The organism is Cryptosporangium minutisporangium, assembly GCF_039536245.1.
In the GTDB taxonomy this organism is placed as follows: Bacteria; Actinomycetota; Actinomycetes; order Mycobacteriales; family Cryptosporangiaceae; genus Cryptosporangium; species Cryptosporangium minutisporangium.
The window spans coordinates 165341-191996 of the sequence record NZ_BAAAYN010000011.1; the positions used below are offsets into that span (position 1 = coordinate 165341).

General features: G+C 71.1%; 22 protein-coding genes. 7 read left to right on the forward strand and 15 right to left on the reverse strand.

Annotated elements, in window-relative coordinates:
- From ABEB28_RS09035 to ABEB28_RS09055, 5 genes are all read right to left on the reverse strand, one after another.
- Positions 1-2331, reverse strand: coding sequence for a hypothetical protein (locus tag ABEB28_RS09035; protein WP_345727528.1), 2331 nt, complete (start codon positions 2329-2331; stop codon positions 1-3).
- A complete protein-coding gene (locus ABEB28_RS09040) occupies positions 2328-2978 on the reverse strand; it encodes a toll/interleukin-1 receptor domain-containing protein (RefSeq protein ID WP_345727529.1) in 651 nt (216 codons plus the stop codon). The genes ABEB28_RS09035 and ABEB28_RS09040 overlap by 4 nt, the downstream gene beginning before the upstream one ends.
- Positions 2979-3182: 204 nt before the next feature.
- On the reverse strand, positions 3183-4463 hold the full coding sequence (locus tag ABEB28_RS09045) for an NsdA family TPR-like regulatory protein (RefSeq protein WP_345727530.1): 1281 nt from the start codon (positions 4461-4463) through the stop codon (positions 3183-3185).
- A gap of 58 nt (positions 4464-4521) precedes the next feature.
- The gene (gene icmF / locus ABEB28_RS09050) at positions 4522-7773 is read right to left on the reverse strand and encodes a fused isobutyryl-CoA mutase/GTPase IcmF (RefSeq protein WP_345727531.1); all 3252 of its coding nucleotides are present in this window, start codon (positions 7771-7773) and stop codon (positions 4522-4524) included.
- Between the two features lie 102 nt (positions 7774-7875).
- A complete protein-coding gene (locus tag ABEB28_RS09055) occupies positions 7876-8661 on the reverse strand; it encodes a helical backbone metal receptor (protein WP_345727532.1) in 786 nt (261 codons plus the stop codon).
- A gap of 58 nt (positions 8662-8719) precedes the next feature.
- On the opposite strand from ABEB28_RS09055, the gene ABEB28_RS09060 reads away from it, so the two are divergent.
- The gene (locus tag ABEB28_RS09060) at positions 8720-9271 is read left to right on the forward strand and encodes a MarR family winged helix-turn-helix transcriptional regulator (protein WP_345727533.1); all 552 of its coding nucleotides are present in this window, start codon (positions 8720-8722) and stop codon (positions 9269-9271) included.
- A gap of 231 nt (positions 9272-9502) precedes the next feature.
- On the opposite strand, the gene ABEB28_RS09065 is transcribed toward ABEB28_RS09060, so the two are convergent.
- Complete coding sequence (locus ABEB28_RS09065; protein ID WP_345727534.1) at positions 9503-10519, reverse strand: 2-dehydropantoate 2-reductase; 1017 nt, start codon at positions 10517-10519, stop codon at positions 9503-9505.
- Positions 10520-10766: 247 nt separating this feature from the next.
- Between ABEB28_RS09065 and ABEB28_RS09070 the strand changes: the two genes are divergently transcribed.
- From ABEB28_RS09070 to ABEB28_RS09080, 3 genes are all read left to right on the forward strand, one after another.
- Positions 10767-12413 (forward strand): FAD-binding dehydrogenase, encoded by a 1647-nt coding sequence (locus ABEB28_RS09070; RefSeq protein ID WP_345727535.1) that lies wholly within the window; start codon positions 10767-10769, stop codon positions 12411-12413.
- Positions 12414-12455: 42 nt separating this feature from the next.
- The gene (gene ilvA / locus ABEB28_RS09075; protein ID WP_345727536.1) at positions 12456-13703 is read left to right on the forward strand and encodes a threonine ammonia-lyase IlvA; all 1248 of its coding nucleotides are present in this window, start codon (positions 12456-12458) and stop codon (positions 13701-13703) included.
- 72 nt (positions 13704-13775) lie between these two features.
- Positions 13776-14513 carry a glutamine amidotransferase gene (locus tag ABEB28_RS09080; RefSeq protein ID WP_345727537.1) on the forward strand — a complete coding sequence of 246 codons (738 nt, stop codon included), beginning with the start codon at positions 13776-13778 and terminating at the stop codon, positions 14511-14513.
- Here the strand turns inward: ABEB28_RS09080 and ABEB28_RS09085 are convergent, their stop codons facing one another.
- The 3 genes from ABEB28_RS09085 to ABEB28_RS09095 all read right to left on the reverse strand — a co-directional run bounded on the left by ABEB28_RS09085 (position 14514) and on the right by ABEB28_RS09095 (position 17937).
- Positions 14514-14921 carry a PPOX class F420-dependent oxidoreductase gene (locus tag ABEB28_RS09085; protein ID WP_345727538.1) on the reverse strand — a complete coding sequence of 136 codons (408 nt, stop codon included), beginning with the start codon at positions 14919-14921 and terminating at the stop codon, positions 14514-14516.
- Between the two features lie 69 nt (positions 14922-14990).
- A complete protein-coding gene (locus ABEB28_RS09090) occupies positions 14991-16142 on the reverse strand; it encodes an MFS transporter (RefSeq protein WP_345727657.1) in 1152 nt (383 codons plus the stop codon).
- Positions 16143-16269: 127 nt separating this feature from the next.
- Positions 16270-17937 (reverse strand): alpha-keto acid decarboxylase family protein, encoded by a 1668-nt coding sequence (locus ABEB28_RS09095; protein WP_345727539.1) that lies wholly within the window; start codon positions 17935-17937, stop codon positions 16270-16272.
- Between the two features lie 93 nt (positions 17938-18030).
- Between ABEB28_RS09095 and ABEB28_RS09100 the strand changes: the two genes are divergently transcribed.
- Positions 18031-18507, forward strand: a complete 477-nt coding sequence (locus ABEB28_RS09100) for an Lrp/AsnC family transcriptional regulator (RefSeq protein ID WP_345727540.1) — start codon at positions 18031-18033, stop codon at positions 18505-18507.
- 31 nt (positions 18508-18538) lie between these two features.
- On the opposite strand, the gene ABEB28_RS09105 is transcribed toward ABEB28_RS09100, so the two are convergent.
- The gene (locus ABEB28_RS09105) at positions 18539-19015 is read right to left on the reverse strand and encodes a MarR family transcriptional regulator (protein WP_345727541.1); all 477 of its coding nucleotides are present in this window, start codon (positions 19013-19015) and stop codon (positions 18539-18541) included.
- A gap of 49 nt (positions 19016-19064) precedes the next feature.
- On the opposite strand from ABEB28_RS09105, the gene ABEB28_RS09110 reads away from it, so the two are divergent.
- On the forward strand, positions 19065-19535 hold the full coding sequence (locus ABEB28_RS09110; RefSeq protein WP_345727542.1) for a nitroreductase/quinone reductase family protein: 471 nt from the start codon (positions 19065-19067) through the stop codon (positions 19533-19535).
- Between the two features lie 9 nt (positions 19536-19544).
- Here the strand turns inward: ABEB28_RS09110 and ABEB28_RS09115 are convergent, their stop codons facing one another.
- A complete protein-coding gene (locus ABEB28_RS09115; RefSeq protein WP_345727543.1) occupies positions 19545-20168 on the reverse strand; it encodes a hypothetical protein in 624 nt (207 codons plus the stop codon).
- A 161-nt stretch (positions 20169-20329) separates the two neighbouring features.
- A complete protein-coding gene (locus tag ABEB28_RS09120; protein WP_345727544.1) occupies positions 20330-21184 on the reverse strand; it encodes an acyl-CoA thioesterase in 855 nt (284 codons plus the stop codon).
- Between the two features lie 85 nt (positions 21185-21269).
- Between ABEB28_RS09120 and ABEB28_RS09125 the strand changes: the two genes are divergently transcribed.
- Entirely contained in the window at positions 21270-22271 is a 1002-nt protein-coding gene (locus ABEB28_RS09125) for a toprim domain-containing protein (RefSeq protein ID WP_345727545.1), read from the forward strand.
- Positions 22272-22414: 143 nt separating this feature from the next.
- Here the strand turns inward: ABEB28_RS09125 and ABEB28_RS09130 are convergent, their stop codons facing one another.
- The 3 genes from ABEB28_RS09130 to ABEB28_RS09140 all read right to left on the reverse strand — a co-directional run bounded on the left by ABEB28_RS09130 (position 22415) and on the right by ABEB28_RS09140 (position 26598).
- A complete protein-coding gene (locus ABEB28_RS09130) occupies positions 22415-23554 on the reverse strand; it encodes an acyl-CoA dehydrogenase family protein (RefSeq protein WP_345727546.1) in 1140 nt (379 codons plus the stop codon).
- Positions 23551-24735 (reverse strand): acyl-CoA dehydrogenase family protein, encoded by a 1185-nt coding sequence (locus ABEB28_RS09135; protein WP_345727547.1) that lies wholly within the window; start codon positions 24733-24735, stop codon positions 23551-23553. The genes ABEB28_RS09130 and ABEB28_RS09135 overlap by 4 nt, the downstream gene beginning before the upstream one ends.
- A gap of 312 nt (positions 24736-25047) precedes the next feature.
- A complete protein-coding gene (locus ABEB28_RS09140; protein ID WP_345727548.1) occupies positions 25048-26598 on the reverse strand; it encodes a DHA2 family efflux MFS transporter permease subunit in 1551 nt (516 codons plus the stop codon).
- Positions 26599-26656: the final 58 nt, after the last annotated feature.

Consider the following 26656-nt stretch of genomic DNA (forward strand, 5'->3'; position numbering starts at 1 on the left):
TCAGCGCGGAAGAGTGATGCGACCGAAGATCGACGCGTGTGGATGTCGGCCGGCCCATACCCGCAGCCAGAACCGAGCCCGGCCGCCCGAGTCCGCGAGTACCGCCGCGGCGATAGCCTCGGTGTACTCCGCGAGCTCCGGCCGTTCGTCCACCGTGCTCAGCCATTTGCCGAGGTCCAGCCAGGCTCGACGGGAGGTGCGCCCGTCCACCAACGCCCCCCGCCACAGCTTGACCAACGTCTCGCGACCGTCCCGGGTATGCGCGAGCTCGTCGAGCGTCCGATCGCGGCCGAGCTCGAGGTCTAGGTGAACGAGCATCAAGAACGCGCGGACAGCGTGGCTGCGCAAATTGGGCTCCGTCGAGCCGATCCACTCGGTGAGCGCCCCGACCACCTCGTCCGACGCACCGGCGATGGACAGCTGCACCAGCGCGAGCGCAACCGAGTTCCACCCGATCAGGGCCCGCCGCGAGCCCAGGTCGCGCAGCTCGGCGATGGCTTTGGTGGTGCCGACCACCCCGAACGCACTGCCGTACGCACGGGCCGCGGTGTCCTGCAGCAGGGGTGAGCCCGTCTGCGCCCAATCGGCGATCCGATCGCGGACCCGCGGTGCGATCGACTCCTCCCGCGCCGCGATGTCCAACGCATCCGCCGCGGCTGCGCGGGTGTACGCCGGGCCGGCTGCCCATCGGGCAATCAGCCGTCGGCGGACCTCGTCGTAGTCGAGTTGGGCCAGCAGCCCGGCGGTCTGCGCCGCGCGGACCCGCACCCGGACGTTGGGCCAGCGGACCAGCTCGTCCAGCCAAGCAACCAGCGGCTCGCGAAAGGTGCTGTAGTCGTGCCAGGCCACGTCCAGGATGGCGTTGACCAACTCCCTCTCCATGAGCTGAGCTCGCCGCGGTCCGGTGTCAGCGGCTACCGCCTCGGTCGGCGCCATGTCCTCGCCGAGGAGCTCGCGGACCTCCCCGTCAACGATGAGCAGCGGCATCTCAGCGAGCGTCACCCGTCGTTGCGGCACCTGGGTGACGTGCGCCAGCAAGCTGCTGCCCGCCGCGAAGACATCGCTGAGCGGATGTTCCTGAAACACCGCGAACGAGAGCCGGAACACTTGTCGCCGCAACAGAAGACGATCACTGCGTTCGCCACGCTGCGCTGCCCCGCCTGCCTCAACCCCGACCGCCGGTGAGCGGACCGCGAGTAGATCGGCGGCCCTACGCCGAAGCCGTACCCGCCACTGCGCCAGTAGGTCCGTAATCTTCTCCGGGGGCTCGTGCACGTACCTGACCAGCTCACGGGCGAGTTCCCCGATTTCGTGCAGCGCCCCGGCGAGCTGCGCCAACCGGATCGCCTGCGGATTCGTGTGCTGCTTGGCGAAGAAGTCGTCCGAATCCGCGGGACACGTCTCCCGGGTGCACGACTCGCGGTGCTGCTTCAGCCGGTAAGCGAGGTTCTTCTCGAACACCGTCTCGACCGCTGGAGGTACGTTCGCACAGGCCGTCAGGTCGAGCGGGTAAGGGCCCGTCGCCTCCGAAGCGACCACGACGACATACGCCTTGTTGGTGCGCGCTTCGTTCGCGATCGTGCGCCACTGGTTCTCGGTCGGGGGTCGGCCCTGCAGATCGATGATGAGCCGATCGTCCGGAGCGATCGGGGAATCAGGCGCGTCCGCTCCCGGGCTGCGCGAGAAGAGCGCACCCAGCGCGTCTGGCTCGGTCTCCAGCAGGCCGAGCCAACCGCCTACCTGCACCGTGTTCAGCAAGTTGACGGCGGTGGCGTGCCGCCCGCTTCCCGGCGGCCCGTACACGACGACCAAGTGCTCGTCGCCGCCGAACGCGCGCGTCATCGCGTCCCACGACGACACCCGGACGTAGCTTTCGAGGAAGTCTTGCTGCGCACTCTCACGAATCCGCGCCGTGGTGACGTTGATCTGCCGGTCGTCCACGAAGTGTTGGGTGACGTTCTCGAAGTAGAACGACTGCGCGTCGGGCCCGAAGGCAGCCGCGGACCGGTCGAAGCGATTGCGGCCGGATCGGCGCGCGTCCTCTGCCTGGGCGAAATCGTCGATTTGGGTGTCGTTCTGGACGGCGTCATCGGACTTGCCGGATGCGTTGCCAGACGCGGCCGCGGCACTCCCGGGCGACTCACTCGCCTGTTTCGCGTTCGCGCCGCCTGCCTCCAACGCCGGTCGCGCCGCGGCGGCAGACGGTGGCCCTGCCGGAGACTGCGGGCCACCCGCCCCGTTCGCGCCGGCACCGGCGCCCCCCTCCGGCGCCGGTGCCGAGTCATCTCCAGGCGGCGAACCACTGGATGCCGCCGTTTCCTCGACGCTCACCGACGATCCGTCCGGTTCTTTCGGTGCTCGTTGTAGGTGGCGTTGGAGCCACGCCCGTGGGCCACCGCGCTGCGGTCAGCCTTGACGGTCACATCGCCGAAGGAGTTGTGGTTTCCGGAAACCTGATTGTGGCTGTTAGTGGCCCGCGCATCTCCCCGACCGCTGCGAGCCTCGACGTCCGGTTCCTCACCGAGGATTCCGCGGAGTACCCGGACGATGTCGTCAAGGTCGCTCTCATACGTGCGCTCACGCAGGTATTTGCGCTGCCGGTGCGCGAGATCACTGATCTCCGCCGGGAGCGACGCCGCGCCGAGATCCGGTGCACCGTCCAACAGGATCGGGATGACCTTGATCGGACGCTGCAGGGCCACCGCGATCTCCATGGAGACGAAGTCGTCGGGACGATCGACTAGCCGCTGCCCGTCGGGAGCGTGCAACGTGAGCCAATGTGGCCCGATGACGACCAGGAGGACGTCGCAGGTCTGCAGCCGCCGGTTGAGAAAGGGTCGAAAGTCCTCACCGGCCGGCAGCGACTCGCTGTCCAAGAAGACGCTTTCGCGACCGAAGACGCCAGTCAGGCGGGAATCCAGTAGCCGTGCCGCCATTCCTCCATCGTTAGTTCGGTAGTTGAGGAAGATTCCAGCCACGAGGACATACCTCCGCAGAACGCAGGGTAGCGACATCGGCACCCAGAGCACGGGACGCGACAACAATGACTGCCCTGGACGGAGGCAACAAGAAGGTTTCCCGGTTGAACGGCGGGAAACGGCCAGAAATCTGATCCGTCCCGTCCGAAAAGCCGACCCGCGATCGTGCCGATTCGGATTCCATGGCCTTTCGGGATCAACCACTCAGTGCGTCAGGGCTTGGGCCAATGCTGGTTGTATCCGGCGGATGGCACCGTGGGAGTGCCACCGATTCAGGGTCACCGAAAGCTCACGAAGGTCAACTCGGATCGTCGCCGAGTCGACTGCGATCAGTTCCCCCAGCACCGGGTCGATGACGAGACACGCCTCGGCCACCCGGTGTTGTCCCGCCAGGGCTCGGGCCAGTCGGACGGCGCAGCGGGCCCGCATCCGATGCGCGTGCTCAGGCAACCGTTGCAGCTCCTCACTGAGCAACTCGACGCACGCTTCGGACTGCCCGAGGTCGTACAGGCTCCAGCCTGCGGCGAACGCGATTGGATCGGCTAGTGAGTGACTGCCGTAGGAGGCTCGTTGCGGTGGCCGGCCCACTTCCGCCGCAGCGGTGCGACGCGCGCGCTCCAGAGCACGACGGCACCCGCGCTCGTCTCCACTGAGCGCTCGGCCTTGGGCCTCACGCTGCGCCGCGATAGAGAGGACTACCGGGTCACGGGAGTGCTGTTGCGCGCTCTCCACCAGGCTGATCGCCGTGGACCAGTCGCCGCGGTAGAGCGCCAGCTCGGCCTTTCGCACGAGGGCGTAGGCGGCAGAATCCGAGTCCTCCGCGGCGCGGGCGAGCGCCATGGCGAAGTCCGTCCACCAGAGCGCCGCACGCTCGTCACCGGTCTCTTGAGCCATCCAGCCGGTGTAATCGGCGAACCGCGTCGCCAGCCTCAGCACCTCACGCTTGCTCCGTGCCGATGCTCGACCGGCCAGCTGACGCAAGAGGTGCAGACCTCCGACGAGCATTGGTATCACGAGCGCGGGGCGCGAACCGTGCCCGATGGTCCGGAGATCCTCGAGCACACGACCGATCTCTGCCAGCGGTGGCTCCGACGACCGACCGACCCCGGAATCGAGGGACCAGCCGAGCAACGCCGTCTCGGCGGTGGAATCCGACGCCTCGTCGACCAACATCACGGAGTCACGGCCGTCGGGTCGCAACTCCAGACGCCAGATTTCCCCGATCGACGACGCCGACTCCGGCAGCGCGCTAGGAGGGCGCCGACTAGGACCCAGCGACGCGAGAGATCCCTGCGCGCTCAGAAGATGATCGCAACGCCGCGCGCATTCGATGCTGGGCCTCTTCACCCCTCGTTCCAACTTGCTCAGGTAGCCCTTGCTGTAACCGGTGATCCGGCTCAACGCGTCCAACGAGAGCCCGGCCTCCTCGCGTCGTCGGCGCAAGCGCGCCCCGAACCCCGAGGGGTTCGCTCGCTGGTCGCCCATGAAGCACCGCCATCGCGTCACCGTGCGTCGTCGCCGTACTCCAAACTAGCGACCGCGATCAGACGTTGCGGCGGTATTCGCCGCCGACCTCGAAGAACGCCTCGGTGATCTGGCCGAGGCTGCACACCCGGGCGGCGTCCATCAGCACCGCGAACACGTTCTCGCCCGCCATCGCCGCTTCCTTCAGCCGCCGCAGCGCCTCCCGGGCCTCCGCCTGGTGCTGCTGCTGGAAGGCGCGCACCCGCTCGACCTGGGAGCGCTTCTCGTCCTCGGTGGCGCGGGCCAGCTCGACCGGCCCGGTCTCCTCTCCGCCATCCGGCGGCAGGAACGTGTTGACGCCGATCAGCGGCAGCGACCCGTCGTGCTTGCGCTGCTCGTAGAGCATCGACTCGTCCTGGATCCGGCCACGCTGGTACCCGGTCTCCATCGCGCCGAGAACGCCGCCGCGCTCGGCGATCCGGTCGAACTCCGCGAGCACGGCCTCCTCGACCAGGTCGGTGAGCTCGTCGACGACGTACGAGCCCTGCAGCGGGTTCTCGTTCATCGCGAGCCCCCACTCGCGGTTGATGATCAGCTGGATGGCGAGCGCGCGCCGCACCGACGCCTCGGTCGGGGTGGTCACCGCCTCGTCGTAGGCGTTGGTGTGCAGGCTGTTGCAGTTGTCGTAGATCGCGGTGAGCGCCTGGAGCGTCGTCCGGATGTCGTTGAACTGCATCTCCTGCGCGTGCAGCGACCGGCCGGACGTCTGGACGTGGTACTTGAGCTTCTGGCTGCGCTCGTTCGCGCCGTAGCGGTTGCGCATCGCGATCGCCCAGATCCGCCGGGCCACCCGGCCGAGCACGGTGTACTCGGCGTCCATGCCGTTGGAGAAGAAGAACGACAGGTTCGGCGCGAAGTCGTCGATGTCCATTCCGCGGGCCAGGTAGGACTCCACATAGGTGAACCCGTTGGCGAGCGTGAACGCGAGCTGGCTGATCGGGTTCGCCCCGGCCTCGGCGATGTGGTAGCCGGAGATGCTCACCGAGTAGAAGTTGCGGACCTGGTTCTGGATGAACCACTCCTGGATGTCGGCCATCATCTTGAGGCTGAACTCGGTGGAGAACAGGCAGGTGTTCTGGCCCTGGTCCTCCTTGAGGATGTCGGCCTGGACGGTGCCCCGGACGGTCTGCAGTGCCCGGGCTTTGACGGCTGCCACATCGGCGTCGGGCCCGGCCTTCGCCAGCTCCTGATCGATCACCGTGTTGAGGAAGAACGCGAGGATCGTCGGCGCCGGTCCGTTGATCGTCATCGACACCGACGTGGTGGGCGCGGTGAGGTCGAAGCCTGCGTACAGCGCCTTCATGTCGTCCAGCGTGGCGATCGAGACACCCGACGTGCCGATCTTGCCGTAGACGTCCGGCGGGGTGTCCGGGTCGCGGCCGTAGAGCGTCACCGAGTCGAACGCGGTCGACAGGCGGGTGGCCTCGGACCCCTGCGAGAGGTATGTGAACCGCCGGTTGGTGCGGAACGCGTCGCCCTCGCCGGCGAACATCCGGGCCGGGTCCTCGCCCTCGCGCTTGAACGGGAACACGCCGGCGGTGAACGGGAAGCGGCCGGGCAGGTTCTCCGCCCGCAGGAACCGGAGCAGCTCGCCGTCGTCGACGTAGCGGGGCAGCGCGACTCGGGGGACCTTCGTGCCGGAGAGCGTCTCTTTTCGGAGTGCGGTGTGGAGTTCTCGCTCACGGACGCGCACCACGAGTTCGTCGCCGGAGTACTGCTCGACGGTCCGCGGCCAGGCGCGCAGCGCGTCGTCGGCGGCGGGGTCGACGGCCGCCGCGTCGAGGAGGCGTTGCAGGTCCTCGGTCGAGGCGCCCGCTGCCGCGAGCGCGTCCTTCGCCGCGACGAGGTGGGCCCGCTGCCGGACGGCGGCGACCTGTTCGGCGGTGGTGTGGTGGTAGGTGCGGACGTCCTCGGCGATCTCGGCGAGGTAGCGCACCCGGGTCGGCGGGACGACGGTCGCGGCGGACGTGGAGGTCTTGCCGGTCGCCGCGGGGAGGACGCCGTCGGAGACGTCCAAGCCGCGGCCGGCCAGCTCGTCGCGGAGGAACTGGTAGAGCGCGGTGACACCGTCGTCGTTGAACGTCGCGGCGCTGGTGCCGAACACCGGCATGTCGCTCCAGGCCGCGCCGAACGCTTCCCGGTTGCGCACCAGCTGGCGGGCGACGTCGCGACGGGCGTCCTCGGCGCCGCGCCGCTCGAACTTGTTGATCGCGACCGCGTCGGCGTAGTCGAGCATGTCGATCTTCTCGAGCTGCGACGCGGCGCCGAACTCCGGCGTCATCACGTAGAGCGAGAAGTCGACGAACGGGACGATCGCGGCGTCGCCCTGGCCGATGCCGGGCGTCTCGACGATCACCAGGTCGAACCCGGAGGCCTTGCAGGTCTCGATCGCGCCGGCCAGGCCGTCCGGGAGCTCCCGGCCCGCGTGCCGGGTGGCGAGCGACCGGAAGAACACGACGTCGCCGTCGAGGGCGGTCATCCGGATCCGGTCACCGAGCAGCGCGCCACCGCCGCGGCGGCGGGTCGGGTCGACCGCGAGGACCGCGATCCGGAGTTTGTCCTGCTGGTCCAGGCGGAACCGGCGGACCAGTTCGTCGGTGAGCGACGACTTCCCCGAGCCACCGGTGCCGGTGATGCCGAGAACCGGCACGGTGCGGGCCTGCGCGCGAGCGCGGATCTCGTCCGCGAGGTCGTCGGGGACCGCACCGGCCTCGGCGAGGGTGATCGCCCTGGCCACGGCGCGGCTCGCGCCGGTGAACAGCCCGTCCAGGGCGGCGCCCTGGTCGAACACCGGCGCCGCGCTCCCTTCGGTGGCGCCGTCCGCGGGCCTCGCGAGGGAGTAGTCGCACGCGGCGATCATCGAGTTGATCATCGCGGCGAGCCCCATCCGCTGCCCGTCCGCGGGCGAGAAGATCCGGGCGACGCCGCGCGAGTGCAGCAGCGCGATCTCCTCCGGGACGATCACTCCCCCACCGCCGCCGAAGACCTTGACGTGCCCGGCGCCCCGCTCGTTCAGCAGCTCGACCAGGTAGCTGAAGTACTCCACGTGGCCGCCCTGGTAGGCGCTGATCGCCACCCCCTGGGCGTCCTCCTCGATCGCGGCGGTCACCACCTCGCGCACCGACCGGTTGTGCCCGAGGTGGATCACCTCCGCACCCTGGGACTGCAGGATCCGCCGCATGATGTTGATCGCCGCGTCGTGGCCGTCGAACAGGCTGGACGCCGTGACGAAGCGGACAGGGTGTTCCGGGGTGTGCAGTACCGGGCCCATGAGCTCATCCCGTCGGAGTGCCAATACTCTGACTTCCTACTATCTGACTTCCAATCGTGTCTGTCCAGTGCTGTTCGGCGAGCCCTGACGATCGGCGGCGTACTACTCCAACGACTTCGCGCGGGTGCGCTGAGCCTCGATCGCCGTGCGCAGGCGGGTGCGGGCGCCCGCGAGGCTGGGGCCGTACCAGGTCAGTGAGCGGCCGTCGACGCACGCGAACGGCGTCCCGGGGAACGCCTCGGGCCCGTCGTCCGGGGTGAACGCGTACGGCTCGTCGGGCAGCAGTACCAGGTCGACCGGGGGCAGCGCCGCCGGGTCGAACCGTGGGTAGCGCTCGGGGCTGTCGCCGAGCACGTTGCGGTAGCCGAGCCGCTCGACCAGGTCACCGGTGAACGTGTCGGAGCCCAGCGCCATCCACGGCCGCCGCCAGATCGGAACGACCACCGCTGGTGCGGCACCACCGGACGGGAGCGGCGCTCCCCACTCGTCCGCTGCCTGTTCGAGCCACGTCGGACGGGGAAGCCCGAGGAGCGCCAGCACCCGCCCCAGCGATTCGATCGCGTCCGGAACCGTCCGGATGTCGGTGACGTATACCGGGACGCCGGCGGTACGCAGCGCATCCAGGTCCGGGGCGCGGTTCTCCTCCTGGTTGGCCAGCACCACGTCGGGCCGCAGCGCGACGACCGCCTCGACGTCCGGGTTCTTCGTTCCCCGGATCCGCGGCAGGTCGAGGTCGGGGGGGTGCGAGCACCAGTCGGTGACGCCGACCAGCAGCTCCCGGCGGCTCGCCGCGACGGTCTCGGTGAGCGAGGGCACCAGGCTGACCACCCGGCGTACCTCGTCCGCCACGATGAGCGTCGCGCCCAGGTCGTCCACGCATGTCGCCATGATCACCACCGTAGGCACCGTGCCGCCCGGCCGCGGCGTCCCCGTTACCCTGCAAGCCATGGCCGCGCCGAGCTCTCTGCCGTTCGACCCGGTCGAGGAGGCCGCCCGCAAGTGGAGCGCCCGCTGGGAAGACGCGGACGCGATGGCGGTCGCCACCTCGATCATGCGGGTGCAGCAGTTGCTGCTCGGACGGATCGAGGCGGCGCTGCGTCCGCTGCAGCTGACGTTCGCGCGCTACGAAGCGCTGGTGCTGCTGTGCTTCAGCCGGAACGGCAGCCTCCCGATGAGCAAAATGGGCCAGCGCCTGATGGTGCACCCGACGAGCATCACGAACATCGTCGACCGCCTGCAGACGCAGCAGTTCATCCGGCGCGAGCCTCACCCGACCGACCGGCGGACGACGCTGGTGGCGATCACCGACGCCGGCCGGGAGGTCACCGAGCGGGCCACCGCGGCGCTGGTCGAGGTGCGGTTCGCGCTCGAGGCGCTGGACCCGGAGCAGATGAAGACGCTCTACGACCTGCTCCGCGACGTCCGGCTGCACGCCGGCGACTTCCCGGCGGACGAGCACTCCGCCACCTGGCCCAACGCGTTCCTCCCCCCCACCTGACCCGCCCGCCGCGCCACGCGCCCACCCGCCCGCGCCGCGTGGGCGGATGTTCGGGAAAGCCACCTCTCCCGGGGGTGGGCAGCACGGTTTTCGGGAAACCGCCCGTGAGGCGGCGCGGAGCGGCGAGATTCGGGAAAGCACCGGGCGCGGGCCCAGCGCACGGCGCGGGCGGGTGGGCGGCGCACGAGCGCTAGCCCAGCGCGCGGGGCACGCTCAGGCCGCGGCGTGGGGTCAGCCGTCGGCGCGCGCGAGGCGGGCGTAGAGCTCCTCACCGGTGAACGACGGGAGCGGGCCACCCTCCGCGGCGTGGACCAGGTCGACGACGGCTTGGTTGATCGGCGCGGGCACGCCCGCCTGATGCGCCAGCCGCACCACCGCCCCGTTGAGGTGGTCGACCTCGGTGCGACGGCCCGCCGCCAGGTCCTCCCACATCGACGACCGCGCTTCCGGGTCGATCCGCAGCATCGCACCGGCGAGCCGGGCGAACACCGCGTCCGGCACCCGGAGCAGCGTCGGTAGCGCGTGCGGCGGCACCTTCGTGACCCGCGCCGGCTGGATCCCGGCCGCGCGCAGCACCCGCAGCGCCTCGGCGATCAGCAACGCGAGAGCCCGCCGGTAGGGGCGCCGGGACAGCTCCGCGCGCAGCGGCACCCCGGCCAGCGCGTTCACCGCGTTGTTGAGGTTGAGCAGCAGCTTTCCCCACTGCACCGGTACGAAGTCGGCCTGCAGCGTGACCGGGAGTCCCGCCGCCGCGAACGCGGGCAGCCACGGATCGAGCGCCGAGGTCCGCGCCGCCATCAGCCCGCCCTCGGTGGCGCGGTGCAGCCGGCCCGGCTCCGGGCTCGCGACGTTGAACGGCACCATGCCGGGCACCACCTCGTACCCGGGGAGGCGGGTCTGGAGCACGTCCACGTTGCCGACGCCGTTCTGGAGGCTCAGCACGACCGGCCGCTGCGGAGCATTCGCCGCGATGACGTCGGCGGCCGCCGCGGTATCCGCGCTCTTCACGGTGACCAGCACCAGCCCGGCGTCGGCCAGCGCGGTCGCGTCCAGCGCGTAGTCGAGCGCGCCGGCCGGGATCTCGACGCGGCCGCCGTCGAGGTCGGTGAGGGCCAACGGGCCCTCGGCGTACGAGCGCATCCGGGCGCGCCCGATCAGGCTCACCTCGGCACCGGCGGCGTGCAGCGCACCGCCGACGTAGAGACCGACGAGGCCCGCGCCCAGCACCGCGATCCGATCCCGCACCACCCGCTGCCTCCACCCTGGTCCGACCCTGTGCCTGATTGTGCGCATCGGGGCCCGTCTCGGATCCCGAACCGGTAAATATCCACCTCGACAACCGGCCGATTGGCAGCTGATGACAACACACGACGCGCTGACCGGGCGGCGTTTCATCACCCACTCACAAACGTGCTGCGCTGACCGCGCGCAAGGTCGTTGACCTACGGCCGCGCCCCACGCAGGGTAGGTCCACCAGGCGAGAGGGAGCAGGGACATGGACGCGGACGTCATCGTGGTCGGCGGCGGACTGGCCGGGCTGGTCGCCACCGCGGAGCTGGCCGACGCCGGCCGAAAGGTCATCCTCGTGGACCAGGAGGCGGAGGCGTCGCTCGGCGGCCAGGCCTTCTGGTCGTTCGGCGGCTTGTTCCTCGTCAACTCGCCCGAGCAGCGCCGGATGGGCATCCGCGACTCGCACGAGCTGGCGTGGCAGGACTGGCTCGGCACCGCGGGATTCGACCGGGACGACGACGAGGACCTGTGGGCCCGCCGCTGGGCCGAGGCCTATGTCGACTTCGCCGCCGCTGAGAAGCGGGCCTGGCTGCGGCAGCAGGGCGTCGGTCTCTTCCCGCTGGTGAACTGGGCCGAGCGGGGCGGTTACGACGCGACCGGCCACGGCAACTCGGTGCCGCGCTTCCACCTGACCTGGGGCACCGGGCCGGGCATCGTCGCGCCGTTCGCCCGGCGGGTCCGCGCCGCCGGCCGAGTCGCCGTGAAGTTCCGCCACCGGGTCGACCTGCTGCTCACCGACGACGGGGCGGTCACCGGGGTCGCCGGCAGCATCCTCGCCCCGAGCGACGTGCGCCGTGGCCAACCCAGCAGCCGGGACGTCGTCGGCGACTTCGCGCTCCGCGCCCCGATCGTGATCGTCACCGCCGGCGGCATCGGCGGCAACCACGACCTGGTCCGGCAGAACTGGCCGGAGCGGCTCGGCACGCCGCCGAAAAGCATGCTGACCGGCGTCCCCGCGCACGTGGACGGCCGGATGATCGGGATCACCGAGGATGCGGGCGGGCGCGTCGTCAACCGCGACCGGATGTGGCACTACACCGAGGGCATCACGAACTGGGACCCGATCTGGCCGGGGCACGGCATCCGGATCCTGCCCGGCCCGTCGTCGCTGTGGCTGGACGCCACCGGCAAGCGGCTGCCGGTGCCGCTCTTCCCCGGCTTCGACACGCTCGGCACCCTCACGCACATCGCCCAGACCGGGTACGACCACTCCTGGTTCGTGCTCACCCAGAAGATCATCGAGAAGGAGTTCGCACTCTCGGGCTCCGAGCAGAACCCGGACCTCACCGGCAAGGACATCCGCCTCCTGCTGCAGCGGGTCCGGCCGGGGGCGCCCGGCCCGGTGGAGGCGTTCAAGCGGCACGGCGTGGACTTCGTGGTCGCTGACCGGCTCCCGGAGCTGGTGGCCGGCATGAACAAGCTGACCGACACCCCGCTGCTGGACGCGACCGACGTCGAGCGGATCGTGATGGCCCGCGACCGTGAGATGGCCAACCCGTACACCAAGGATCTGCAGATCACCGCGTTGCGGGGCGCCCGCGCCTACCGCGGCGACCGGCTGATCCGGGTCGCGTCACCGCACCGCATGCTCGACCCGGGCGCAGGCCCGCTGATCGCCGTCAAGCTGCACGTCCTCACCAGGAAGACGCTCGGTGGCCTGCAGACCGACCTGTCCTCGCGGGTGCTGGGCGCGGACGGCGCTCCGGTGCCCGGGCTGTACGCGGCGGGCGAGATCGCCGGCTTCGGCGGTGGCGGCATGCACGGGTACCGCTCGCTGGAGGGCACGTTCCTCGGCGGCTGCCTCTTCTCCGGCCGGACCGCCGGGCGCGCCGCCGCGGAGGCCGTCGGCTGACCCGGGTCGGCGCGACGCGCGCCGGACGGGAAGAATCGACGTGTGACGACAGTTGACGCGGAGGCCGTCGAGGCCGCTTCGGTCCGGTTGGGCTCGGTCGTGTCGCGGACGCCGCTGGAGCGCAATGCCCGGCTCTCCGCGCGGGTCGGCGCTTCGGTCTGGCTCAAGCGCGAGGATCTCCAGGTCGTGCGCTCCTACAAGGTGCGCGGGGCCTACAACCTCATCGCGCAACTCGACGAGGAGAGCCGGGCGCGCGGCGTGGTCTGCGCCAGCGCCGGCAACCACGGACAGGGCCTGGCGTACGCCTGCGCCGCGCTCGGCGTCCGCGGAAAGGTGTTCGTCCCCCGGCCGACCCCGCGGCAGAAGCGGGACCGGATCGCCGCCCTCGGCGGGGACGCGATCGAGCTGGTGATCGCCGGCGACAGTTACGACGACGCGGCCGCGGCAGCCGCGCAGGACGCCGCCCGCACCGGCGCCACGCTGGCGCCCGCGTTCGACGACCCGCGGACGATCGCCGGGCAGGGCACCGTACTCAAGGAGGCGTTCGAGCAGATCGACGACGTTCCGGACGTGGTGGTGATCCCGGTCGGCGGCGGCGGGCTGCTGGCCGGGTCGCTGGCGTGGCTCCGGGAGCGCTACCCGTCGGTGCGGGTGGTCGGGGTCGAGCCGGCCGGGGCGGCCGGAATGGCGGCGGCGCTGGCGGCGGGCGGGCCGGTGCCGCTGACCGACCTGGACGGGTTCGTCGACGGTGCGGCGGTCCGGCGGGTCGGCGACGTCACGTACCCGCTGGTCGCCGGGCTCGGAGCCGAGCTGATGACGGTGCCGGAGGGACAGGTGTGCGTCGAGATGCTGGCGCTCTACCAGTCCGACGGGATCATCGCCGAGCCCGCCGGTGCCCTGGCACCGAGCGTGCTGGGGACCGTGCTCGACGTCGAGCCGGAGTCCACCGTGCTCTGCGTTCTCTCCGGTGGCAACAACGACGTGAGCCGGTACGCGGAAGTCGTCGAGCGGGCGCTGGTGCACGAAGGGCGCAAGCACTACTTCCTGGTCGAGTTCCCGCAGGAGCCGGGCGCCCTGCGGCGGTTCCTCGACGAGGTGCTCGGCCCGGACGACGACATCACGTTGTTCGAGTACGTCAAGCGCAACAACCGGGAGACCGGGCCGGCGTTGGTCGGCATCGAGCTCGGCCGGCCGGAGGACCTGGAGCCGCTGCTCAAGCGGATGGACGAGGCACCGCCCCGGATCGAGCGCGTGGCGAGCGACAGCCCGCTGTTCCGGTTCCTCCTCTAGGCCCCAGCCAAGGCCCGATCACGCCGATCGTCGGTCCCACGCGCACACGCCAGCGCCCCGTAGGGTGGGCCGGTGAAACCGTTCCTGCTGCTGGCCACCCGCGCCGAGGACGCTGCTGCCGACGAGGAGTACGCGGCGTTCCTGCGCTTCTCCGGACTGGACGAGCGCAGCCTGCACCGGCACCGCCTCGAGCGGACACCGCTCGGCGACGTCGCCCTCGACGACTGGTCGGGCATCCTGCTCGGCGGTGGCCCGTTCAACGTCTCCGACCCGGAGGACACGAAGACGCCGGTGCAGCAGCGAGTCGAGGCGGAACTCGGCGCGCTGATCGCCCGCATCGTCGAGGCCGACTTCCCGTTCCTCGGCGCGTGCTACGGCATCGGGACGCTCGGCGGCCAGCAGGGCGCGGTGGTGGACCGCACGTACAGCGAGCCGGTGGGGGCCGTCGAGATCACGGTCGTCGAGCCGGACCCGCTGTTCCGCGACGTCCCGCCGGTGTTCGAGGCGTTCGTCGGGCACAAGGAGGCGATCAGCGTGCTCCCTCCGCACGCGGTGCTGCTGGCCAGCTCCCCCAGCTGCCCGGTGCAGGCGTTCCGGATCGGACGGCACGTCTACGCCACCCAGTTCCACCCCGAGCTGGACGCCGACGGCCTCTGCACCCGCGTCGACGTGTACAAGTACGCCGGCTACTTCAAGCCGGAAGAGGCCGACGAGATCAAGGCCCTGGCCTACCGCAGCGACGTCCGGTACCCGCCGGCCGTGCTGCGCGCGTTCGTCGAGCAGCACGCCCGCACGGCGGCTATCCCATGATTAGGCGCTGCCCCTCAAAGCGGCATAGTGCACGACGGTCGGCGTGATCCGGATCGTCAGGCGGATCTGGTCGGCGGACTCGTTCGGCGGGTCGATGCCCAGGTACTTCTGCGAGAGCGCCGCCGGTAGCTCCTTCGCCGGATCCGGCAGCAGCTCGGCGACGCCGCGCACCTCGGCGGCGGTGTACGGGTTGTCGGCGTCGTGGATCGCGACGCTGACCCGGGGGTCGCGGGCGACGTTCCGCGCCTTCTTGCGGTCGCTGATCACCGAGATCAGCAGCGCGTCGCCGTCCCGGAGTACCCACACGACGCTCGTCTGGGGCGACCCGTCGGGGTTGACCGTCGCCAGCGTTGCGAAGTTCTTCGCGTCGAAAAGTGCCCGGACGTCCGAGCTGAGCGTCGTTGTCATGGCCGGAACTCTATCCCTGGATAGATCCTAAGCGGAAGGTTTTGTTGCAGACTATTTCTGTTGGGCTTGTTATTGTGCCGCGCTCGGGATCCAGCGCGGGACGCGGAGCGCTACCGCGAGCACGGGGACGACGGCGAGCGCGACCAGCGCCGACAGCGGCACCACCCCGGACGCCACCCCGAAGACCCCGAAGACGAGCATCGCGACGACCTCCTCCCCCACCGAAGACACCGAGGTCACGGTGGCGCGCGGCCCGGTCAGTGTCTCCTGCAGCCGGGCCCCGGCGACGACGATCGCGCACTCGAGCAGCGCGAAGCCGACCGCGATCCCGACGAACCCGGCCGGGTGCGGCACGAGCGCGCCGGCCGCGAACACGACGCCACCCAGCGCCACCACTCCGGCGAGCCGCCGCGGCGACAGACCACCGAGACGGCCGCCCACCTCGGCTCCGACCGCGTACCCCACGGCCGGGGCGAGCAGCAGCAACGGCAGCACGACCGGCGGTACGGCGAAGTCGACCGCGAGCAGCCCGAAGTACTCCTCCACCGCGGTGACGCCGCTGAGCACGACGACCACGAGCACGATCCGCCCGACGGCCCGGTCCCGCAGCGCCTCCCGGACGCCGGCCCGCAGCGTCGCGAGGTAACCCTCGTCGGCTTCGCCCTCGGCGTCGGCGTCCTCGGCGTCCGAAGCAGGTGGCAGTGGCAGGCGGGACGCGATCGCCGCAGCGACCAGGCAGACGGCGACGGAGGCCCACCCCGTCAGCGCGTAGCCGCCGAGGGCGATCAGCGGTGCGGCGAGCACGGTGCCGACGAGGGCGCCGCCCGCGGCGAGCGCCTCCGCGCGGCCGACGACCCGGACGTACCGGTCGGCGACGCCGTGGGCGGCGAGCTCGTCGTAGACGAACGCCTGCCAGGTACCGGACCACGTCGCGCCCGCCGCGCCCCAGAGGACGAAGCCGAGCGCGAACCCGGCGAACGTCGGCCACACCACCCAGGACGCGAACCCGACGGCACGCAGCACCTGGGAGGCGACCAGCAGGTGCCGACGGGGCACGCGGTCGGCGAGCGCACCGGAGGGCACCTCCAGCACGAACGCGGTCAGCGACCAGAGGCCGAACAGCACGCTGATCTGCCCGCCGGTCATCCCGGCGTCCGCGAACAGCAGCGCGTAGACCGGGTAGAGGGGGATCAGCTCGTCGAGGAACGCGAGCGCCTGGATGCGCCGCGCGAACGTGTCAGTGGATCAATGTCGTCGCATGCCGCGATCGTCGCATGCGGCGCCAGCTCTTTTCCGCCGAGCGGTGTGCGTTCCGGCGACCTATGCCCTGCCGGAACGCACAACGCTNCTAGCCCTGCGCGGCCGCGGCGAGGCGCGCCAGCATCGGCGGCGTGTCGTGCGCGGGCAGCACGGCCTCGATGAACACCATTCGGTCCGGCGCCGCCGACGCCGCCGTGAGTGCGGACCGCAGCTCCCGCCTGCTGGTCGCGCGGTAGGTGTAGGCCTGCGGCGCGAACGAGCGCACCACGCCACTCCAGTTCCACGGCGTGATGTCGTGATAGGACGCCTCCGGGTTCCGGAGCGCGCGCTCGATCGTGTACCCGGCGTTGTTCACGACGATCACGACCGGCGCGAGGCCGTTCGCCGCCATCGTGCCCAGCTCCTGGACCGTCATCTGCGCCGCGCCGTCGCCGATCACCAGCACTGGCCGACGGTGCGGCTCGGCCAGCCCGGCGCCGAGCGTCGCGGGCAGGGTGTAACCGATCGAGCTCCAGACGGGCTGGGCGACGAACGCGGTGTCGGCCGGGAACGTCACGCTGACCGCACCCCAGAACGCCGTTCCGATCTCGGCCAGCAGCGTCGACCCCGCCGGCAGCCACTCCTCCAGGCTCTCCCAGAGCGAGATCTGGGTCAGCGCATCGGTGACCGGCGCGTGCTCGTCCTCGGCGCGGCGTCCGAGAACGGCGGAGGCCGGCAGCCCGGCGGCAGGCAGCGTCGCGTACTCCCCGGCCAGGCCGGTGAGCGCCGCCAGAGCCGCGCGCATCGGCACGCCTTCGAACCGCTCCCCCGCGACGTACGCGGTGGTTCCGCGGAGGTCGATCGTGTGCGCGACGTCCTCGCGGGCCGTGAACATGCCGGCGACCACGTCGGTCATCAGCGTGCCGACCGTGATCAGGACGGCCGCCTGGTCGACGGCGCGCCGCGCGGATTTGACGCCCAGGTCGCCGCAGTAGACACCGGCGAAGCAGGGGTGGTCCTCGTCGAGGCATCCCTTGCTGGACACCAGCGTGACGAACGGCAGCGGACCGGCTTCGACCAGTGCCCGCAGCTCCCGGGCGGCGCCCCGGCGCTCGACCTCGTGGCCGGCGACCACCGTCACCTGACCGTCCTTGGCCCGCAGCAGCGCCCGCGCGGCGTTGGCGAACGCGGCGAGCGCCGGTGCGTCCACCGGGGCGGACCAGACCGGAGTCGCGAGCCGCTGCGCGTCGACCAGGGCGTCCGCGACGTCGACCGGGATGCTCAGGTAGACCGGCCGGGACGTCGCCAGGGCGGTGGCCAGGACGTCGTCGATCTGCGACGCGGCGTTCTCGTGCGTCAGGACTTCGGTCGCCGCGGTGACCTCGCGGTACGCCCGCGCGAAGTGCCCCAGGTCGCCGTCGGCCAGCGTGTGGTGGAGCAGCGCCCCGCCTGCGTTGGTGGCCGGAGCGCCGGTGATCTGGACGACGGGCACCTGCTCGGCGTAGCTGCCGGCGATCGCGTTGAGGCAGCTCAGCTCGCCGACGCCGTACGTCGTCACCAGCGCGGCGAGTCCTCGGCGGCGGGCGTAGGCGTCCGCCGCGTATCCGGCGTTGAGCTCGTTCGGGGAGCCGATCCAGCGCTGCTGACCGCCCGCGAGCAGGCCGTCGATCAGCCCCAGGTTGAAGTCACCGGGGACGCCGAACAGGTGCGCCACCCCGTGCTGCCGTAAACGCTCGGCCAGATACGTCGCGACAGTGACCTCACGTGTAACGCCCATGCTCGTCAAGTTGCCGTTCAGAATGCAGAACGACAAGATGTACGCGGTTCACTGAGCAAAATGCTTAATGTTGACGCCGGGGGCGAGCGAAGATTGAGCGAAACGCGCATCGTTGACCGGACCGACGCCGCCATCCTGCTGGCCCTGGACGCCGACCCGCTGGCGACCACCACCGCGCTCTCGGAGCAGCTGCGGTTCGCCCGGAACACGGTGCAGAGCCGGCAGCGACGGCTGGAGGCCGACGGGTCGCTCGCACCGCCGTCCAGCCGGCTCAACCGTGCGGCGATGGGGTACTCGCTGCTCGCGTTCGTCTCGATCGAGATCAGCCAGGGCGAGCTCGACCCGACCGTCGAGGCGCTGTCGGCGATCCCCGAGGTACTGGAGCTCCACGCGGTGACCGGCGACGCCGACCTGATCGCGCAGGTCGTGGCGACCGACCCCGAGGATCTGCACCGGGTGACCCGGCAGATCGTCGGGGCGTACGGCGTGATGCGTACCAGCACGAGCCTGGCCGCTCGCGAGCTGATCCCCCGCCGGATGCGCCCCCTGCTGGAGCGAGCCCTCACGTAAGCCGCCCCGCCGACGCGGCGACCGCGGGTACCTAGCGCATCGCGCGGACGCGGTCGGCGTGGGCGAGTTGGAGCGCGCGCCCGCGCTCCAGGAACCGGGTCACGATCCGCAGCTCCTCGTCGGTGTACTCGGCGAGCAGCGCCGTGCCCTCGGTGCCGATCGGCTCGTAGATCGCGGCGATGAGTTCCCGGGCGGTCTCGGTGAGCACGAGCACCGCCCGGCGCCGGTCGGCCGGGTCGGGCGTCCGGGTGAGGTAGCCGGCGGCGGCCAGTCGTTGGATCGCGGTGCTGGTCGCGGCGGGGCTCAGCCGGACCGCGGTCGCCGCCTCCCCCGCCGTGAGCCGCTCCCGGACGGCGAGCGTGGCGAGGATCGAGGCGTCGGTCGGATTGATGCCGAGCACGGCGCACGCCTGCTCGTCGACCGCGCCCGCGGCGGCGCCGAACTCCGCGGCGGCCCGCGCCGCCCGGTCGATCAGGTCTTGCCGCCCGTCCGACGATTGCTTCGACACTCGAAAGAGCCTACCGTGAGCAAAACGTTTCGAGAACCGAAGGAATCTCATGACCACGCTCCCCCGCTGGCTCCCGACGGCCAACCGCGTCGTCCGCGCGCTCAACCGGGCCAACCTGCGGCTCGGCACGATCCACGTGCTCACGGTTCCGGGCCGCGTCTCCGGCAAGCCGCGCGCCACCCCGATCTCCCCGCTGCGGGTGAACGGTCACCGCTACGTGATCGCCGGCCTCGTCGACGCCCAGTGGGCACGCAACGTCCGCGCGGCCGGCGTCGGCACGCTGGCCCACGGACGCCGCACCGAGCCGGTGCGGCTGACCGAGGTCACCGACCCCGACCTCCGCCGTGCGGTGATGCACGCGTTCCCGTCCGAGGTACCGCACGGTGTGCCGTTCTTCGTCCGCATCGGGCTCGTGCGCGGCGCCGACCCGGACGAGTTCGCAGCGGCCGCGGACCAGGTCGCGGTGTTCCGAGTGGACAGCGAACGGCCCGGGAGCCACGAGGGCTCCCGGGCCGGATGAAACGGGGCGTCAGTGCGTGGTGTGCTCGCGGCGGAACCGTCCGAGCTTGCCGAGCTTGCTCCGGCCGATCGGCTCCCGGGTCTCGGCGTCCTCCACGATGACCTCGCGGTCCGGGTCCTGGCGGACGTCGGCGTCGTTGGTCACGACGCGGTCGTCACGGTGGTCGTCACGGACGTCCTCGCGGCGGCTAGCGCGGTCGGCGTGAACGGTGTCCTCACGGCGGGCCTCGTCGAGGGCGGCGTCCTGGTCCTGGATGCGGTGGTCACCGGGAGCGCCGACGACGTCGACGTCGGGCGACAGCCGCCGGGCTTCCTGGGCGAGGCGCTCGGCCTCGGCGTGCTCCTGGTCCGCGCGACGGCGCCGCTCGGCGGCCTCCCGCTCCTCGCGGGCCAGCTCCTGCTCCACCTCGGCGCGACGAGCCTGCGCCTGCGCGGCCTGCTGCTGCGCGGCGGCCCGCTCGGCCTCGGCGCGGGCGGCCTTGGCCTTCGACTCCTCGAGGTGCTCCTGCGCCTTCAGACGACGCTGCTCTGCTTTCCTGGCCTTCGCACGGCGCTGGCGCGGCAGGACGACCGCGGCCACGATGAGCGCGAGGAGCACGATCACGACGAGCGTGATGATCAGCCCGGTCGACATTGTCGGCCTCCGTGTGTCTCGATATCTGCTCTGTCGAGATACGGAGTACCCGCCCCTGCGCCGCGTAAAGATCGGCCTGTTCTCGCCGGGCGTCCACAACGCCATATGGACGCTACGCGCGCGGTCGTAGCGTCCACATGCGGTCGATCAGGTGGGCGGCGTCAGGCTTGGCCGACGTCGACCGCGCCGCGAGCGTCCGATTCGCGCTCGTACCGCATCAGGCCCTCCTGCGTCACCGCCGCCACCAGCCGACCCTGCCGGTCGAAGATCCGGCCCTGGGTCAGGGCCCGGCCGAAGCCGGCGGCCGGCGAGGTCTGGTCGTAGAGCAGCCAGTCGTCGGCGCGGAACGGCTGCAGGAACCAGAGCGCGTGATCGAGCGACGCCCCCTGGGTGTTCGCGTCCGGATGGGGCACCCGCGCCGACCCGAGCAGCGTCATGTCGCTGAGGTACGTGAGCACGCAGACGTGGAACACCGGGTCGGCGGGCAGCTTGTGCCGGTAGCGGATCCACACCTGCTGCTGCGCGGCCACGCCGGGCACCCGCTCCACCGAGTCGGCGGGCACCTGCCGCAGATCCCAGTCCGGCCACTCCCGGGCATGCCAGGCCGCGATCTGACCCTGCAGGCCGGTCGGGTCGGGCAGGTCCTCCGGGAACGGGACGTCCGGCATCGTGTCCTGATGCTCCGGCCCCTCGTCCTGGACGTGGAACGACGCCGACATGAAGAAGATGGCCTTGCCGCCCTGCACCCCGGTGACCCGGCGGGTGGCGAACGACCGTCCGTCGCGGATGCGGTCGACCAGGTAGACGGTGGGGATCTCCGGCTTACCGGGGCGGATGAAATAGCCGTGCAGCGAATGCACGGTGTACCCCTCGGCAACCGTCCGCACAGCCGCCACCAGCGCCTGCGCCGCGACCTGGCCACCGAACGTCCGCTGGAGGAACGTGTCCGGGGTACTTCCCCGGAAGATGTCGTCCTCGATCCGCTCGATCTCCAGGACCTCATGGATGGTCGCCACTGATCTCCTCTTCCGCCCGCCCCACCCTATGTGTCCCGCTCCGAATGGCTACGAGCGGGTACGTGTGTCCGGCGACAATGTGCGCATGAACCGCCTGGTCGAGGCGCACCAGCGCGCGGCCGCCTACTACGCCGGTCAGCTCGCCCGACTGCCCGGCGGCCCGGCGGTGGACTACCTGTGCAGCCGGGGCATCCCGCGCGCACTCGCGCGTGCCCGTCCGTGGCGACTGGGGTACGCGCCGCCGGCCCGCACCGGGCTGCGCGACCACCTGCGCCGGCTCGGCTTCACCGACGACGAGCTGGTCACCGCCGGGCTGGCGATCGCACCCCGGGGTCGCCTGCTCGACGCGTTCCGCGACCGGGTGATGTTCCCGGTCCGCGACCGGAACGGCCAGGTCCGCGCGTTCGTCGGCCGCGACCTGTCGGGTAACCCCCGCGTCCCGCGCTACCGCAACAGCGCCACGACCCCGATCTACACCAAGAGCAACCACCTCTACGCCCTCGCCGAGGTGCTCGCGTCGGCCTGGCGGCCTCCGGGCGCGGTGGTGATCGTCGAGGGGCCGGCCGACGCGGTCGCGCTGGCGCGGCTCCCGGCCGGCCCGGACGGACGACGCCTGGCGGCGGTGTCCACGTGCGGGACGGCCCTCGCCACCGGCCAGGTCGCGCTGCTCGCCGCCACGGTGGCTCCCGGCACGCCGGTGGTGCTCTGCTTCGATCCGGACGACGCCGGGCGGCGCGCCGCCGACCGCGGCTACCACCTGCTCCGGGACTGGGACGGGCCGGTGGACGCGGTCGTGCTGCCGCCGGGTACCGACCCGGCCGCGTTGGTCGCTCGACACGGGCCGCGGCGCGCCGACCGGCTGTTCCGGGAGTCACGCACCTCGCTGCTCGCCGCGCTGGTCGACGCCCGGCTGGACGGACGCCGGCTGGACGAAGTGGAGGGCCGGGTGACCGCGCTGCGCGCCGCGGGAGCGCTGTTACGCCGCGGGGTGGAGCGCGACGCCCCGCTCCTCCCCGAGATCGCCCGCTCGTTGAGCGTCCGACTCGGATTCGACGGCACCACCGTCTTCGAGCACATCTATCCCTGACGCGCCTCGGGCGCGTGCAACTGCTTGAACTTTGAGCCCGCTGAGAGCGTCGGGGACAGTCGAGCGGGAGGCCGCCGCGACCTCGGCTGTGGTCTCAAGGCCTCGCGCTCGCCTGTCATCCGTCGCTCTCAGCGGACCGTGCACTACAGGCCGAACCTCTCGGCTAGCACGGAACGGTGGTGAAGGGGATCGCCGAAGAGGAGCTGGGACGCCTTGGCGCGCTTGAAGTAGAGGTGAGCGGGGTGCTCCCAGGTGAACCCGATCCCACCGTGCACCTGGATGTTCTCGGCCGCGACCGAGAAGTACGCCTCACCCACGTACGACTTCGCCATCGACGCGACGACCGGCAGCGACGGATCGTCGGCCTGCGCCATCGCCGCGGCGTGGTAGGCGGCCGAACGCGAGCCCTCGACCGCGACCAGCATGTCCGCGCACCGGTGCTTGATCGCCTGGAACGACCCGATCGGGCGGCCGAACTGCAGGCGCTCGGTCGCGTACCGCGTCGCCTGTGCCAGCACCGCCCTGGCGCCGCCGACGCTCTCGTTCACCAGCGCGACGCAGGCCATCCACAGCACCCGGTCCAGGACGCCGTCCGCCGCGCCCTCCGCGCCGATCAGCCGAGCCGGGGTGCCGTCGAACGAGAGGTCGGCCTGCTTGCGGGTGAGATCCATGGTGGACAGCGGAACCGCCGACAGCCCGGCCGCGCCCTTCTCGACCGCGAACACCGACGGACCGGCGTCGGCGCACGCGACGACCAGGATCAGGTCGGCCAGCGCACCGTCCAGCACGAAGTGGCGGGTGCCGGTCAGCGTGTACCCGGACGGGGTGCTGGTGGCCTCCACCGCACCGTCCGGCCGCCCGGTGTCGTTCGCGTACGCCAGCGTCGCGATCGTCTGGCCGCTCGCGATGCCGGGCAGCAGCTCCTTCTTCGCGTCCTCGTCGTCGGAGAGCAGCAGCGTCTCGGCCGCGAGCACCGCGGAGGCGAAGAACGGGGCCGGGAGCAGGGTGGCGCCCATCTCTTCGAGCACCAAACAGAGCTCCACGAAGCCGAACCCGGCGCCGCCGTACTCCTCCGGGACGTGGATCCCCTGGAGACCGAGCTGCTCCCCCATCTGCTTCCACACCGCCGGGTCGTAACCCTCGTCGGTCTCCATCAGCCGGCGGACCGCGGCCTCCGGCGACGTCCGCTCGAGGAACGTCCGGACCGTACGGCGCAGCTCTTCCTGCTCTTCGGAGAAGACCCCGGCGCTCGCCGAGTTTCCGATCGTCGCGCGAGCGCTCATCGCGGTACGTCCTTCCAGGCGACGCCCTTGTCGACCCGGACGTCGCCGGGCAGGCCGAGCACTCGTTCACCGAGGATGTTGCGGAGGATCTCGGACGTCCCGCCCTCGATCGTGTTGGCCCGGGTCCGCAGGAACCAGGTCGTGGTGGCCGGTATGCCGCTGCTGCCGTAGGGCAGCGTCGGCTGGCGCACCTCGTAGCCGGGCACCAGCGCACCGGCGGCGCCGAGCAGGTCCACCTGGAACTCCGCCGCCCGCCGGTTGTACTCGGCGGTGGTGAGTTTCAGGACCGAGCCCTCCGGCCCGGGTTTGCCGCGGTTGCCGCCGGCGGCGGCACGGATCGCGGTGAGGTGGTTGACGTTCGCCTCGATCCAGAGCCGCACCGCCTCGTCGCGGCGCACCGGGTTGCCCTCGCCCTTGGACGCGGCGACTCGGTAGCCGTCGAGGATGTCGCTGCCGGGTTCGGCGCGTACGGCCAGCGCGCCGCCGAGCGAGACCCGCTCGTTCATCAGCGTCGTCGTGCCGACCCGCCAGCCGGCGCCGGGGTCGCCCACCCGGTCACTGTCGGGAACGCGCACGCCGTCGAAGAACACCTCGTTGAACTCGGCCGCGCCGGTCATCTGACGCAGCGGTCGGACCTCGACGCCGGGGGCGTGCAGGTCGACGACGAACGCCGTGATGCCCTGGTGTTTCGGCAGGTCGGGATCGGTGCGCGCGAGGATGAGACCACGGCGGGCCAGGTGTGCGTAGGACGTCCAGACCTTCTGGCCGTCGAGGATCCACTCGTCGCCGTCGCGCCGGGCGCGGGTCGCGAGCCCGGCGACGTCCGAACCGGCGGAGGGCTCGCTGAACAGCTGGCTCCAGACCTCCTCGCCGGTGAACAGCGGCCGCAGGTATTTCGCGCGCTGCTCCGGGGTTCCGTGGGCGAGCAGGGTCGGGCCGCACATCCCGATGCCGATCGGGTTGTAAGCGCCGGGGTGGGGTGCGCCGGCCGCGGTGAGCCGCTGCTCGACCAGCGCCTGTAACGCGGGGGCGGCCTTGCTTCCACCGTCGGACCGGTCGACCCAGACCCATGCCAGGCCCGCGTCGAAGCGGGCGCCGAGGAAGTCGTGCGGGTCGGTGGTGGTGGGGGGATGGTCGCGTATCAGCGTGTCGATCGCGGCGGTGAGCTCCTCGGGGGACATCAGCGTCTCCTCTCCCGATGCCGGGCAGATCACTACCCGTGCGCCGAAGTTAACAGACGCTTCTCGTGCAGCTACCGCCTTCTCGCCCACCCGGACGCAAATCGCCCCTCCACGGTTCCCGTGGAGGGGCGATCACGCGCACAACGTCCGCAACCAGTACTTGCTCATCAAGCGCCGCCAGGCGCGTGTCGTTGCCCGGACCTGGAGCCCGTCCAGGGCGACGGTGGCAGTCGAGCGCGAGACCGCCTCGTATTGGTTCATACTCAAGGTCTCGCGCTCGCCTGTCAGCGTCGTTCTGGGCGGGCGGCCCACTCAGTGCATCATGACGGGCGGGGCGCCCTCTGCCTCGTCGTCGAGGAGGTGCGTCTCCTCCTTCTTCCGCGGCAGGAAGAGGGAGGACACGAGCGTGACCACGCAGAGCGCCAACGCCACCCAGTAGGTGTCCGCGAACGCGGCCGCGGCCTGCTCCAGACCCGTTGCGACGACCTCCGGCCCACCGAGCTGCTGCTCGAGCTGCGGGTCCTTCTGGGCGGCGATCGCCAGCAGCGCCAGCTCCGCGTCCTTGAGCCCGTTGGTGAGCAGCACCGACATCAGCGCGACACCGACCGAGCTGGCGATCTGCTGGGTGATGTTGAGCAGGGTCGAGCCGCGCGCGACTTCGTGGTTCGTCAGCGTCCGCAGGGCGGTCGTCATGATCGGCATCATCGTCAGGCCCATACCGAGACCGAGAACGAACAGCCACGCGATCAGGATGGTGTACGAGGTGGTCGCGGTGATCTGGGTCAGGCCGGCCATACCGATGATGATCGCGATCAGACCGATCGGCACGATGCGCCCGACCGGCATCTTGTCCGACAGCGCACCGGCGATCGGCATCGTGCACATCGCGCCGAGCCCCTGCGGAGCCACCAGCAGACCGGCCCACAGCACCGACTCACCGCGGATCTGCTGGAAGTACGTCGGCACCAGCAGCAGGCCACCGAAGAACGCCACCGCGAACAGGAACATCGTGATGACGCTGACCGTCAGGTTCCGGTTGCGGAACAGCCGCAGGTCGAGCAGCGGGTGCTTCGGCTTGAACGAGTAGACGACGAACGCGAGGACCAGCAGGATGCCGATCAGCGCCGGGATCCAGACCTTGTTCGCGGTGACCGTGCCCGCCTCCGGGATCGAGGAGACGCCGTAGAGGAACAGCGCGAGGCCCGGCGACATCATCAGCATGCCGACGAAGTCGAACGACTCGGACGGCTGCGCCGTGTCGGCCGGCAGCACCACCCAGGCGTAGATCAGGGCACCGACACCGATCGGCAGGTTGATCAGGAAGATCCAGTGCCAGCTCGCGGCGTCGATCAGCCAGCCGCCGAGGATCGGGCCGCCGATCGGACCGAGCAGCATGGGAACGCCGAGGATCGCCATCAGACGGCCCATGCGCTTCGGGCCGGCCGCCTTCGTCATGATCGTCATGCCGAGCGGCATGAGCATGCCGCCACCGAGGCCCTGGAGCACCCGGAAGCCGATCAGCGCTTCGATGCTCCATGCGGCGGCACAGAGCGCGGAGCCGAGCGTGAACAAAGCGACCGCGGCCATGTAGAGCCGCTTGGTTCCGAACCGGTCGGCCGCCCACCCGGTGAGCGGGATCACCGTGGCGAGCGCCAGGGTGTAGGCAGTGACCGTCCACGCCACCTGGGCGTAGTCGAGCGGCGCGCCTGGCTCGCCGAACTCGACCTGGAACGTCGGTAGCGCGACGTTGACAACCGTGATGTCGAGGATCGACATGATGGCGCCGAGGACGACTACCCCGGCGACCTTGAGTATGTCCGGAGTGATCTTGTCGTCGTTGGCCGCCGCGGTCACGTCTGCCATGAGCCCGTACCCCTCACAAAAATCTGGTCTCTCGTGCTGATCCGCAGTGGGCGCAGGA